The sequence below is a fragment of the Amycolatopsis xylanica genome, assembly GCF_900107045.1.
In the GTDB taxonomy this organism is placed as follows: Bacteria; Actinomycetota; Actinomycetes; order Mycobacteriales; family Pseudonocardiaceae; genus Amycolatopsis; species Amycolatopsis xylanica.
Genome location: NZ_FNON01000005.1, coordinates 51,260 through 63,938, shown reverse-complemented (window position 1 = coordinate 63,938; position 12,679 = coordinate 51,260). Strand labels below are relative to the sequence as shown.

At 69.2% G+C, this 12,679-nt stretch carries 12 protein-coding genes; 6 read left to right on the top strand and 6 right to left on the bottom strand.

The genetic code is table 11. The features are described from left to right. Window positions 1-3: 3 nt before the first annotated feature. The gene (locus tag BLV57_RS23230; RefSeq protein WP_091292105.1) at window positions 4-1,101 is read left to right on the top strand and encodes an MBL fold metallo-hydrolase; all 1,098 of its coding nucleotides are present in this window, start codon (window positions 4-6) and stop codon (window positions 1,099-1,101) included. A 662-nt stretch (window positions 1,102-1,763) separates the two neighbouring features. Here BLV57_RS23230 and BLV57_RS23225 read toward each other — a convergent pair. The 6 genes from BLV57_RS23225 to BLV57_RS23200 form a co-directional block, all read right to left on the bottom strand. Continuing rightward, window positions 1,764-2,543 carry an alpha/beta fold hydrolase gene (locus tag BLV57_RS23225; protein ID WP_091292103.1) on the bottom strand — a complete coding sequence of 260 codons (780 nt, stop codon included), beginning with the start codon at window positions 2,541-2,543 and terminating at the stop codon, window positions 1,764-1,766. Window positions 2,544-2,613: 70 nt separating this feature from the next. Beyond that, complete coding sequence (hsaB, locus tag BLV57_RS23220) at window positions 2,614-3,153, bottom strand: 3-hydroxy-9,10-secoandrosta-1,3,5(10)-triene-9,17-dione monooxygenase reductase subunit (protein ID WP_091292101.1); 540 nt, start codon at window positions 3,151-3,153, stop codon at window positions 2,614-2,616. Further along, window positions 3,150-4,049, bottom strand: coding sequence for an iron-dependent extradiol dioxygenase HsaC (gene hsaC / locus BLV57_RS23215; RefSeq protein ID WP_091292100.1), 900 nt, complete (start codon window positions 4,047-4,049; stop codon window positions 3,150-3,152). Before hsaC ends, hsaB begins: the two co-directional genes overlap by 4 nt. Beyond that, complete coding sequence (gene hsaD / locus BLV57_RS23210; RefSeq protein WP_091292098.1) at window positions 4,049-4,882, bottom strand: 4,5:9,10-diseco-3-hydroxy-5,9,17-trioxoandrosta-1(10),2-diene-4-oate hydrolase; 834 nt, start codon at window positions 4,880-4,882, stop codon at window positions 4,049-4,051. Before hsaD ends, hsaC begins: the two co-directional genes overlap by 1 nt. Then, window positions 4,882-6,054 (bottom strand): 3-hydroxy-9,10-secoandrosta-1,3,5(10)-triene-9,17-dione monooxygenase oxygenase subunit, encoded by a 1,173-nt coding sequence (gene hsaA, locus BLV57_RS23205; RefSeq protein WP_091292097.1) that lies wholly within the window; start codon window positions 6,052-6,054, stop codon window positions 4,882-4,884. Before hsaA ends, hsaD begins: the two co-directional genes overlap by 1 nt. Before the next feature lie 10 nt (window positions 6,055-6,064). Next, entirely contained in the window at window positions 6,065-7,660 is a 1,596-nt protein-coding gene (locus BLV57_RS23200; RefSeq protein ID WP_091292095.1) for an FAD-binding protein, read from the bottom strand. 100 nt (window positions 7,661-7,760) lie between these two features. Here BLV57_RS23200 and kstD point away from each other — a divergent pair, with 100 nt between their 5' ends. The 5 genes from kstD to BLV57_RS23175 are packed head-to-tail and all read left to right on the top strand — an operon-like array spanning window position 7,761 to window position 12,665. Further along, window positions 7,761-9,410: a 3-oxosteroid 1-dehydrogenase gene (gene kstD, locus BLV57_RS23195; protein ID WP_091292093.1), complete on the top strand. Its 1,650-nt coding sequence runs from the start codon at window positions 7,761-7,763 to the stop codon at window positions 9,408-9,410. Continuing rightward, window positions 9,403-10,521: a 3-ketosteroid-9-alpha-monooxygenase, oxygenase component gene (locus BLV57_RS23190; protein WP_091292092.1), complete on the top strand. Its 1,119-nt coding sequence runs from the start codon at window positions 9,403-9,405 to the stop codon at window positions 10,519-10,521. Before kstD ends, BLV57_RS23190 begins: the two co-directional genes overlap by 8 nt. After that, entirely contained in the window at window positions 10,518-10,781 is a 264-nt protein-coding gene (locus tag BLV57_RS23185; RefSeq protein WP_091292090.1) for a hypothetical protein, read from the top strand. Before BLV57_RS23190 ends, BLV57_RS23185 begins: the two co-directional genes overlap by 4 nt. After that, window positions 10,774-11,787, top strand: coding sequence for a ferredoxin--NADP reductase (locus BLV57_RS23180; RefSeq protein WP_091292089.1), 1,014 nt, complete (start codon window positions 10,774-10,776; stop codon window positions 11,785-11,787). Before BLV57_RS23185 ends, BLV57_RS23180 begins: the two co-directional genes overlap by 8 nt. 8 nt (window positions 11,788-11,795) lie before the next feature. After that, a complete protein-coding gene (locus BLV57_RS23175) occupies window positions 11,796-12,665 on the top strand; it encodes a MaoC/PaaZ C-terminal domain-containing protein (RefSeq protein WP_091292087.1) in 870 nt (289 codons plus the stop codon). Window positions 12,666-12,679: the final 14 nt, after the last annotated feature.

Here is a 12,679-nt window from a genome sequence, read left to right as displayed (position 1 = left end):
AGTATGAAGAAGAGGATCGTGGCGGCGCTGGGCGTGGCGGGCGCCGCCTGGGCACTGAAGGACCTGCCCGCGGCGTTCGGCGCGAAAGCGACCGGCGCCAGGGTGGACCGCATGCGGCGCTCGCCGCAGTACGCGGACGGGACGTTCCACAACACCGCGCCCCGCCGTGAGATGCCCGCCTCGACCTACCGCGAGATCTTCCGGGAGATGTTCTTCGGCGAGACCCGCAAGCAGCGCAAACCGGCCGGGGAGATCCCGATCGTCCGCGACCCGCTGCCGCCGCGCGCCGAAGGACTGCACCTCACCTGGTTCGGGCACGCGTCCACCCTGGTCGAGATCGACGGCGCCCGCGTGCTGCTCGACCCGGTGTGGGGCGAGCGCGTCTCCCCCGCCGCCTTCGCCGGTCCGAAGCGGCTCCACGAGCCGCCTCGGCCGATCGAGTCACTCGGCCGGATCGACGCGATCGTCATTTCCCATGATCACTACGACCACCTGGACATGCCGACGGTGCGGACCCTGCTCAAGACGCAGGCCGCCCCGTTCCTGGTACCGCTCGGCATCGGCGCGCACCTGGAGCGCTGGGGTGTCCCGGCGTCGCGGATCATCGAGCTCGACTGGAACGAAGAGGCCACGGTCGCCGGCGTCCGCTTCGTGGCGACCCCGGCCCAGCACTTCTCCGGCCGCGGCCTGTCCAACGACAGCACCTTGTGGACGTCGTGGGCGCTGATCGGCCCCGAGCACCGCGTCTTCTACACCGGCGATTCCGGCTACTTCGACGGCTACGCCCGGATCGGCGAGGAGCACGGCCCGTTCGACGCGGCGCTGATCCAGATCGGCGCGTACGCCCCGACCTGGCCGGACATCCACATGACCCCGGAGGAGGGCGTCGCCACCCACCTCGACGTGCGCGCCCGCCTGCTCATCCCGGTCCACTGGGCCACGTTCACCCTGGCCATGCACCCGTGGACCGAGCCGGCTGACCGCGTCTGGCGCGAGGCGAAGGCCCACGACGTCGAGCTGGCGATCCCCAGGCCCGGCCAGCGGGTCGACGTCTCGGCCCCGCCCGCCGTCGACCCCTGGTGGCAAGCACTCGGCTCGTGACCGCGCTGATCGTGAGTGGTACGGCCGGTTCTAACCGGTCTAAACACTCACGAGCCCTTTGAGCCGGGAGGGGGGACGGGCCCTAGCCGCGTGGAAGCCGCCCGAGGTCTGCCCCCGAGGTTGCCTTGAGTCAGGGCCTCCCTCACCCAGTTCGCCCCGGTGAGGGCCTCCCTCACCCAACATTTCGGGTCAGGGCCTCCCTCACCCAGTCCGACCCGATGAGGGCCTCCCTCACCCAACATTTCGGGTCAGGGCCTCCCTCACCCAAGCCGCGCACCGCGGGGCTGGGCCGCGCACTCCAACCTGGGGGGTCGTGAGTGGTACGGCCGGTTCTAACCGGCCTAAACACTCACGAGCCCTTTGAGCCGGGAGGGGGGACGGGCCCTAGCCGCGTGGAAGCCGCCCGAGGTCTGCCCCCGAGGTTGCCTTGAGTCAGGGCCTCCCTCACCCAGTTCGCCCCGGTGAGGGCCTCCCTCACCCAACATTTCGGGTCAGGGCCTCCCTCACCCAGTCCGACCCGATGAGGGCCTCCCTCACCCAACATTTCGGGTCAGGGCCTCCCTCACCCAAGCCGCGCACCGCGGGGCTGGGCCGCGCACTCCAACCTGGGGGGTCGTGAGTGGTACGGCCGGTTCTAACCGGCCTAAACACTCACGAGCCCTTTAGCCGAAGAACTCGGCCAGCAGCGGCTTGAGCGCTTCGGGGTGCGCGAGCACGCCGTGGTCCTGCCCCTCGAGGACGACGTACCGTCCATCCGGGATCGCCTCCGCGACCGCGCTCGCGGACAGGCGCATCCACTCGTCGGTGGTGCCCCCGCCGATCGCGAGCGTCGGCACGGTGATCGTCTCGAGCCAGCCGGGCAGGCGGTTGCCGGGGCCGCAGAGCGTCGTGTCGTAGTAGAGGGTGTGCGCGAGCCCGGTGAACCAGCCCCACATCGGGCTGCTCTTCATGCCCTCGACCTGCTCCTTCGGCACGCCGACGCCCTCCGTCAGGAACAACATGACCGCGTCTTCGCGCCGGTCCTCCTCGGCGCAGGCCCGCAGCCTCGCCGTGAGGTCGTCGCCCGGATACTCTCGCCCGCCGACGATGAACGGGGGCTCGTAGACGGCGAGCCTGTCGATCGGCAGCCCGCGCCGCGCGGCCTCGAGCGCGAGGATCGCGCCCGACGAGTGCCCGAAGAGGTGAGCCCGGCCGCCCACGTGCTCGATGAGCGCGGCGATGTCCTCCACCTCGCGCTCGATCGCGTACTCGTCGCCGTCGCCGCTGTCGCCGCGGCCGCGCCGGTCGTAGCCGATCCCGGAGAACTCCGGGTTCAGCGCGGCCGCCAGCCCCGCGACGGTCGACCGGTCGTTGAAGGCGCCGCCGACCAAGATCACCGGCGGGCCGTCCCCGGCCCGCTCGAACGCGATCTTGGTGCCATCCGCCGAGGTCACAGTGTCCATGAAGGTCCTCCCATACGGGTCATCGTATGGGTAAGTCGGAGTCACCACCGGCGTTTCGACATGCCGCCGTTCAGAGCCAGTCGTCGGGGCGCGGCCAGGTCAGCAACGAGGCCAGGGTGTCCGGCGCGGGCTCGGTGACCGTGTACCGGCCGCGGTGGAAGAGCAGCGGCCGGGCGTCGGACGGCTCGCCGAGCGCGGTTACCCGGCCGATGACCACGTAGTGATCACCCGCCTCGTGCACCGCTTCGAGCGAGCAGTCGATCCACGTGAGGGCGCCGTCGAGCAGCGGCGAACCTGACGGAGCAGGCGTCCACTTGACGGACGCGAATTTATCCTGGCCCCGCGCGCCGAACGTCGCGCTGACCTCCTGCTGATGCTCGCCGAGCACGTTCACGGCGAAGTGGCCGGCGGAAGCGAGCACCGGCCAGGTGCGGGACGTGCGCGACGGGCAGAACAGCACGAGCGGCGGATCGAGGGACAGTGCCGCGAAGGACTGGCAGGCGAAGCCGACCGGGGCGACACCGTCGTGGCCGGTGACGACCGCGACGCCGGTGCAGAAGTGGCCGAGCACCGAACGGAACCGGACGGCGTCGACCACCGGGGACGTCACCGGGCGCCGATCGAGAAGTCGTGCCCCCACAACGACACGGCCGTGCTCTCGCGCGCGATCCAGCTTTCGTCGTCGACCTGGCGGCCTTCACAGCCGAACTCGACGTCGAAGCCGCCGGGGGTCTTCATGTAGAACGACAGCATCAGGTCGTTGACGTGCCTGCCGAGCGTCGCGGACATCGGCACCTTGCGCCGCTGCGCGCGGTCGAGGCACAGCCCGACGTCGTCGGTGTTCTCCACCTCGACCATCAGGTGCACGATCCCGCTCGGCGTCGGCATCGGCAGGAACGCGAGACTGTGGTGCCGCGGGTTGCAGCCGAAGAACCGCAGCCACGCCGGCTCCCCGTCGGCGGGCCTGCCGACGAACTGCGGCGGCAGCCGCATCGAGTCGCGCAGCCGGAAGCCGAGCACGTCGCGGTAGAACCGCAGCGCCGCCTCATCGTCGTGTGTGGACAGTACGACGTGGCCGAGTCCCTGCTCCTCCGTCACGAACCGGTGCCCGTACGGACTCACCACGCGCCGGTGCTGCAGCGCGACGCCGTGGAAGATCTCCAAGGTGTTGCCGGACGGGTCGTCGAAGGTGATCAGGCCGTTGACGCACCGGTCGGCCAGCACCTCGGGACTGCCCTCTTTGTACGGTACCGAGTGACTGTCCAAACTGGACCGGATCTCGTCCAGCTCGCCCGCGTTCGCGACCTCCCAGCCCGCCTGCGCCAGCCGGTCCTTCTCGCCAGGGAAGATCACGAGGCGCGCGGGGAAGTCGTCCATCCGCAGGTACAACGCTTCGGGGTCCGATCCCTTGCCCTCGACCATGCCCAGCACCTTGAGGCCGTACTCACGCCAGGCGGCCATGTCGGTCGCCTCGATGCGGAGGTAGCCCAGCGAACGAATGCCCATCAGGATGCTCCCAGGAAATCGAGCGTCAACCGGTTGAACTCGTCGAACTTCTCCAGCTGCGCCCAGTGTCCACAGTGGCCGAACACGTGCAGCTGCGCGCGCGGGATCATCTTCAACGCCAGCAAAGCGCCGTCGAGTGGGTTGACCCGGTCCTCGCGGCCCCAGATCAGCAGCACCCGCTGCCGCAGCCGGTGCGCCTCGCGCCACAGCATGCCCTGCTCGTAGGTTTCCGGTTGGCTGAAAGACTTTCCCATCGCCCGCATGGCCGCCAGAGACTCCGGAGCCGATGCCACGGCGAACCGTTCGTCGATCAGCTCGGGCGTGATCAGCGACTGGTCGTGCACCATGATCCGCAGGAACGCTTCGATGTTCTCGCGCGTCGGCGCGGCACCGAACCGTCCGAGCTTCTTGATGCCCTCGGTGGGATCGGGCGCGAAAAGGTTGACGCTCAGCCCGCCCGGCCCCATGAGCACGAGCCGACCGGCCCGCGACGGGTGCTTCAGCGCCAGCCGGACGGCCGTGCCGCCACCGAGCGAGTTCCCGACGAACGCCGCGCGCTCGATGCCGAGCGCGTCCATCAGCCCGACCACCGCGTCCGCGCTGTACCCGAAGTACTGCGGATGCTCGGTGCGCTTGTCCGACTGCCCGAACCCCGGCTGGTCGACCGCGATCGTCCGGTACGACTTGGCGAACTCCGGCACGTTGCGCCCGAAGTTGCTCCACGCCGACGCGCCGGGCCCGCCGCCGTGCAGCAGGATGACCGTCTCGGCGTGCTCCTCGCCCGCCTCGTGATAGTGCAGCTTCAGGCCGTTGACTTCGGCGAATTTCCCCATCACACCATCGCATTCTCGACCGGCAGCCCGAAGGCGCCCGTGCCGAACATGACGTACGCGCGCTCGGCGTCGTTCGCCGCGTGCACCCGGCCCGCGTGCGCGTCGCGCCAGAACCGCTGGATCGGCGTACCGGCCTTCAGCGCCCGTCCGCCGGAGTTCTCGAAGAGCCGGTCGACGGCCATGATGGCCCGCTCGGTCCCGCGCACCTGGTCGCGTCGCACGCGCAGCCGCGTCGAGAACGGAAGCTTCTCCCCCTTGCACGCCAGCTGGTACAGCTCGTCGATGTTGTGCGTCAGCTGCAACCAGGCCGCGTCGATCTCGCTGGCCGCTTCGGCGATCCGCACCTTGGCGAACGGGTCCTCTTTGGACTGCTCGCCCGCGTAGGCGGCGCGCACCCGGGTGCGCTGGTACTCGACGTGCGCGTCGTACGCGCCCTGCGCCATGCCGATGATCGGTGCGGTGATCGTGCTCGGATGCACTGAGCCATAAGGAAGCCGGTACAGCGGGCCCGGGTTCACCGCCTGGCCGGGCGTCTTGCACTTCGAGGTCGCGATGAAGCTGAGCGCCCGATGCTGCGGGATGAACACGTCCTCGACGATGATGTCGTTGCTCCCGGTCCCCCGCAGTCCCACGGTGTCCCAGACATCCTCGATCGTGTACTCACTGATCGGCAGCAGGTACGTGCAGAAGTCCACCGGCTTGCCGTCGGCGAACGCGGGCCCGCCGAGCAGCACCCACGTCGAGTGGTCACAGCCCGAGGAGAAACTCCAGCGCCCGGTCAGCCGGTAGCCGCCCTCGACGACCGTCGCCTTGCCCATCGGCGCGTACGACGACGAGATGCGGACCTCGTGGTCGTCGCTCCAGACGTCCTCCTGGGCCTGCGCGTCGAACAACGCGACGTGCCACGGGTGGACGCCGAGGATGGACGCGACCCAGCCGGTCGAGCCGCACGCCGAGGCGATCAGCTTGACCGCGGTGTAGAAGCTCACCGGGTCGGCCTCGTAGCCACCGTACGGCTTCGGCTGCAGGAGCTTGAAGAAACCCGTCTCCTGCAACGCTTTGATCGACTCCTCGGGCACGCGCCGGAGGTCCTCGGCTTCCTGCGCGCGTTCCCGCAACACCGGTAGCAGCTCCTGGATACCGGCAAGCACCGCGGAAACTGTCTCAGTCATACCGGCAAGACTAGAACACGTTCTCGTTTTTGTCGAGAAATCCCTGGGCTATGGCCCCGTGACGTCCAGCTCGGCGGCCGGAAAACACACAGTCCGCAAGCGACAGTCCGCTGACGTAGGAGCTAGAACAGATTCCCACCGCCGACCGGCCCGCGGCGTAGAGCCCCTCGATCGGAGTGCCGTCCTCGCGCCGCACGCGGCCGGTGTCCTCCTCGACGACCAGGCCGCCGAGCGTCAGCATCGGGCACGGGAAACCGATGCTCGGCTTGATCGAGACGTCGATGAGCGAATACGGCGGCGTCGCCAGCATCCGGACGAACTCGGGCGGCTTGCCCATCGGATCGGGGTTCCGATACGCGGCCGCGGTCGCCTCCAGCCCGTCGGGGTCGATCCCCGCGCGCCGCGCGACCTCGGCGAGCGTCGGCGCGCTCACTCGCCCCCGCCCGAACAGGTATCGAGCCTGAAGCCATTGGAACCATTGGCTTTGCCCGCGCACGTCGCGGCGCGCCTCGCTCAGCAAAGCGTCGTCGACCAGCAGCCAGCCGCGCCCGCCATGCCGGTTGATCATGCGTTCGCCGACCGCCGCGCCGTACCGCGACTCGTCGACGATCCGCTGCCCCTCGGCGTCGACCAGTATCCCGCCGAGGAACGCGCTCGGCGGCGTCACGAACCGCCACGCCGAGATCCGGTCCAGCCACGCTGTCGACCCGCCCGCCTCGACGCCGAGCCGGATCCCCGACCCGTCGTCCGCCGAGGTCCCGAGCGCCAGCCCGCCCCGGTACAGCGGCGCGTGCTCCCGCACCATCTCCCGGTTCGCGATGAACCCGCCCGCCGCCAGCACCACGCCGCGCCGCGCGTGGACCCGCACCGACCTGGCATAACGCCGCTCCAGCGCGACCGCGCGCCGATGCAGCGCCTTCCGCAGGGCGGGCACGTACAGCCCCGGCTTGGCCGAGTACTTCCCGAACAGCCGATGCGCGCGCCGCACCCACGCGGGCGCGTCACGCAGCGTCGACACGACCACCCCGACGACGACCCCGTCCTCGACCAGCAGCTCGCGCGCCTCCGACTGCGCCAGCACCTGGATACCCTTGCGTCGCGCGGACTGAGCGAGCCGCGCGTACAGCAGCTTCCCCGAGGTCCCGGGCCCCTTGGCCCGATGCCCGCGCGGTGCGGGCTTCGCCGCGTCGCGGAAACCACCCGCGGCCTCACTGCCCGAGTAGTAGAGGTAGAAGTCGTCGCTCGGGTAAGACGTCTTGTACGGGCAGAGGCTGCCCTCGAACGGCACGCCGTTCTGCTCCAACCAGGTGATCATGCCGGCGCTCTGCGCGCAGAACCGGCGTAGCGTCGCCTCGGACACCACGTCCCCGACTTCCAGCCGGAGGTAGTCGTACATCGCCTCGACGGAATCCTCGACACCGGCGTCTCGCTGCTGGGCCGTGCCGCCGCCCGCGTAGACCACGCCGCCGCTGACCGCGCTGGCGCCGCCGCCGGAGAACCGGTCGAGCACCAGCACCTCGGCGCCTGCGTCGGCGGCCTCGATGGCCGCGCAGGCGCCCGCGGCACCGAATCCGACAATGACCACGTCAGCGCTCAAGTCAGCCACAGCCGCCAGCCTAGAACTGAAACACGTTCTCGTCTATGGTGGCTCGCATGAGTGTCACGCTGCAGAGTTACCTACTGCAACGCGTTCCAGGATGGCCCGCATGAACGTCGATGTGATCGTCGTCGGCAGCGGTGCGGCGGGGATGACCGCCGCGCTCACCGCCGCGCGGCTCGGCCTCGACGTCATCGTGCTGGAGAAGGCGGCGAAGTTCGGCGGCTCGACGGCGCGCTCCGGCGGCGGTGTCTGGATTCCCGGCAACGAGGCGTTGACGAAGCCGGACACGCCCGAGGACGCTCGCGCCTACCTCGAGGCGATCGTCGGCGACGTCGTCCCGGCGGAGCGCCGCGAAACGTTCCTCGAACGTGGGCCCGAGGTCGTCCGGTTCCTCCACGAGCACACCCCGCTGCGGCTGCGGTGGGTGCCGGACTACTGCGACTATCACCCCGAAGCACCCGGCGGCCGGGCGCACGGGCGATCCGCCGAGCCCATCCCCCTCGACGGCCACGTCCTCGGCGCCGAACTGGCGAATCTCGAGCCGCCGTACAGCGCCGCTCCATTAGGTGTGCCCATCACCCAGGCCGACTTCCGCTGGCTGAGCCTCATCGCGCGGCATCCGCGTGGTGTGCTCCGGCTGTTCTCCCTCGCTTGGCGCGGACTGGTCGGCCGGGTGCGCGGACAGCGGCTGTTGTCGATGGGGCAAGCGCTTGCGGCGGGCTTGCGCGCGGGTTTGCAACGCGCGGACGTCCCGGTCCGGCTCAACACTCCGCTCACCGATCTGCTGGTCGAAGACGGCCGGGTCGTCGGGGTGCTCACCGGTGACGAGGAGATCCGCGCGCGGCGGGGCGTCATCCTCGCCAGCGGCGGTTTCGAGCACAACGAGGAGATGCGGACCAAGTACCAGCGCGCGCCGATCGGCACCGAGTGGACGGTCGGCGCGAAGGCCAACACCGGCGACGGCATCAACGCCGGGCTCAAGCTCGGCGCGGCCGTCGACCTGATGGACGACGCCTGGTGGGGCCCGTCGATCCCGCTGCCGAGCGGCCCGTGGTTCGCGCTGGCCGAGCGGTCGCGGCCCGGTTCGCTGATGGTCGACGGGCACGGCGTGCGGTTCGTCAACGAGTCGGCGCCGTACGTCGAGGCCGTGCACGCGATGTACGGCGAAGGTGACGGCCCCGGCGAGCACGTGCCCGCGTGGCTGGTGTTCGACCAGCGCTACCTCAACCGGTACATGTTCACCGGCATCGGCCCCCGCCAGCCGCTGCCCGGCCGCTGGTTCAAGGCGGGCATCGTCGCGAAGTCGGGCACGATCGCCGGGCTCGCCGAGCGCATCGACGTGCCGGCCACGGCGCTGGCCGCGACCGTCAACCGCTTCAACGCGTTCGCCCGCGAAGGCGTTGACAAGGACTTTCACCGCGGCCGCAGCGCCTACGACCACTACTACGGCGATCCGCGGAACAAGCCCAACCCAAGCCTCGGGCCGCTGGAGGTCGCGCCGTTCTACGCGGTCAAGATCGTGCCGGGCGACCTCGGCACCAAGGGCGGGCTGCGCACGGACATCCAGGCACGCGTGCTGCGCGAGGACGGCACCGTGATCGAAGGCCTGTACGCGGCGGGCAACGCGAGCGCGCCGGTGATGGGCCGCACCTACGCGGGTCCCGGCGCGACGCTCGGGCCCGCCATGGTGTTCGGCTACCTTGCGGCCGAGCACCTCGCGCACCAAGATCGGAGCTCGGAGGTCACCGATGACTGAAGTCCGCATGATCGACGCAGGCGCTCCCCCGGCGCGGTTCGCGCGCGGCTGGCACTGCCTGGGGCTCGCGGACACCTTCAAGGACGGGAAACCGCACGCGGTCACCGCCTTCGGCACCAAGCTCGTGGTGTTCCAGAGCTCCGACGGGAAGCTGAACGTGCTCGACGGGTACTGCCGTCACATGGGCGGCGACCTCACCCAGGGCACGATCAAGGGCGACGAGGTCGCCTGCCCGTTCCACGACTGGCGCTGGAACGGCAAGGGCAAGTGCGCCTCGATCCCTTACGCCAAGCGGGTTCCGCTGCGCGCGCGGACCAAGGCGTGGCTGAGCATGGAGGAGAACAAGCAGCTCTTCGTGTGGAACGACCCCGAGGGCAACCCGCCCGGCGAGGGTGTCGTGATCCCGCGGATCGACGGGATCTTCACCGACGAGTGGAGCAACTGGACCTGGGACACGGTGCTGATCGAGGGCTCCAACTGCCGCGAGATCATCGACAACATGGTCGACATGGCGCACTTCTACTACGTGCACCTGGCCTTCCCGACCTATTTCAAGAACATCTTCGAAGGTCACATCGCGACGCAGTACCTCAACACCAAGGGCCGCCCGGATGTCGGCGTCCAGTCGAACTACGGCGGCGAGGAGAACCTGCTGCGCTCGGAGGCCTCGTACTTCGGCCCCGCGTACATGATCAATACGCTGGTGAACAACTTCAAGGGCTACGAGGTCGAGAACGTCCTGATCAACTGCCACTACCCCGTCACCGAGAATTCCTTTGTGCTGCAATGGGGTGTGAGCGTCAAGAAGCTGCCAGGCCTCACCGACGAGCAGGCCGACAAGCTCGCGGGCAAGTTCGCGAAAAGCATCGGCGGCGGATTCCTGCAGGACGTGGAGATCTGGCGCAACAAGACTCGCATCGACAATCCCTTGCTGTGCGAGGAAGACGGCCCGGTGTATCAGCTGCGCCGCTGGTACGAGCAGTTCTATGTGGACGTCGCGGACATCAGCGAGGACATGACGCGCCGCTTCGAGTTCGAAGTGGACACCACCAAGGCGAACGAGGTCTGGGAGAAGGAAGTCGCCGAGAACCTGGCTAGGCAGCGGGCGTGACCACCGAGGCGCGGGAGTTCCTGACGGCCGGGCTGCGCCCGGTCGACTGCGACACATGCGGAACCTGTGTGCTGGTCAAGAAGAACAGCGCCCAGCACACGAGCATCCAGTGGACGACGGACGCGGCGTCGACCTGCTCGGTGTTCGCCGAGCGCAAGGCGGCGGGCGAGAACACCGCGTTGCTCGACACCTGCGAGCGGCTCACCGACAGTATCGTGCGCGCGGTCAAGAACGGTCTCGTGGAGGTCGCCGGTGACTGAGTTCCACAAGCTCAAGGTGTCCCGGGTGATCACCGAGACCCGGGACGCGCACTCGATCGTCTTCGACGTGCCCGCTTCCTTGGAGCATGCTTTCCGTTACCGACCAGGGCAATTCCTAACCTTGCGAGTGCCGAGCGACCGGACGGGCTCTGTCGCGCGGTGCTATTCGCTGTCGAGCGCACCCTTCGAAGGCATGCTCAAGGTGACGGTCAAACGCACCGCGGGCGGCTTCGGCTCGAACTGGATCTGCGACCAGCTGCGCGAAGGCGCCGAGATCGACGTGCTGCCGCCGTCGGGCGTCTTCACGCCCAAATCGCTGGACGGCGACTTCCTGCTGCTGGCGGGCGGCAGCGGCATCACCCCGGTGATGTCGATCCTCAAGTCCGCTTTGGACGGTGGCGCCGGGCGCATCGTGCTCGTCTACGCCAACCGCGACGAGCAGTCCGTGATCTTCGCCGACGAACTCGCCTCGCTCGCGCACCAGCACGCGGACCGGTTCGTGGTCATCCACTGGCTGGAGACCGTCCAGGGCATGCCGGGTGTGCGCAGTCTGCGCACGCTGACCGCGCCGTACGCGGGGTTCGAGGCGTTCATCTGCGGCCCGGAGCCGTTCATGCTGGCCGCCAAGGAGGCGCTCGGGTCCGAGCACGGCCGCATGCACATCGAGAAGTTCCTGTCACTGACCGGGAATCCGTTCGAGTCGGCCGAGGTCGAGGTCGTCGAGTCCGGCGAGACGACCACACTGGACGTCGAACTGGACGGCGCCCAGCACACGTTCACCTGGCCACGTCAGCAGAAACTGCTCGACTTCCTGCTGTCGAAAGGCCTCGACGCGCCGTACTCGTGCCGCGAGGGCCAGTGCAGCGCGTGCGCCTGCCGGATCGTGGCGGGCGAGGTGAAGATGCTGAACAATGAGGTGCTGGACGGTGAGGACATCGCCGACGGCCTGGTGCTCGCCTGCCAGTCGCTGCCCCTGACCGACGACGTCTCGGTCACCTACGAATGAGGTCGTGAATGCCGGTCGATCCCGCACTCGCCATCGGCGCCGCGCTGCCCGAGGTCACCTTCGCCTGGACCGCGGCCGACGTCCAGCTCTACCACCTCGCGCTCGGCGCGGGCGCGGACCCGGTCAACCCGCGCGAGCTGCGCTACACCTACGAGCAGGATCTCCAGGTGCTGCCGACGTTCGCCACCGTGGCGGCGAACCTGCGCGTGTTCGACCCGCCGTCGGTGTCCTTCCCCGGCGTCGACATCGACCTCGCGAAAGTGTTGCACGGCAAGCAGGAGGTCGTCGCCCACCGCCCGATCCCGACCTCGGGCAAGGCCGTCGCCAAGTCCCGCATCGCCGACGTCTTCGACAAGGGCAAGGCCGCGGTCATCATCCAGGAGACCGCCGTCACCTCGTCGGACGGCGATCCACTGTGGACGGCCAGGTCCAGCATCTTCGCCCGCGGCGAAGGCGGTTTCGGTGGCGACCGCGGCCCGTCGGACAAGGTCGAGCCGCCCACCCGCGAGCCGGACGCGGTCATCGACACCCCGACCTTGCCCCAGCAGGCCTTGCTCTACCGCCTCTGCGGCGATCGCAACCCACTGCACGCCGACCCCGCGTTCGCCCGCGCCGCGGGGTTCGAAACGCCGATCCTGCACGGCCTGTGCACGTACGGGATCGTGGCGAAAACGGTCACCGACGCGTTCCTGGACGGCGACACCTCCCGCGTCGGCTCGTTCTCGACCAAGTTCGCGGGCGTCGTCTACCCCGGCGAAACCCTGCGCACCCGCGTCTGGCAAGAACCCGGCCGCCTCGTGATCACGACCTCGGCACCCGAACGCGACGACGCCCCCGTCCTCTCCGACACCGTGCTGACTGAGCGAAACGGGATTTAGCGGGCTTTATGCCG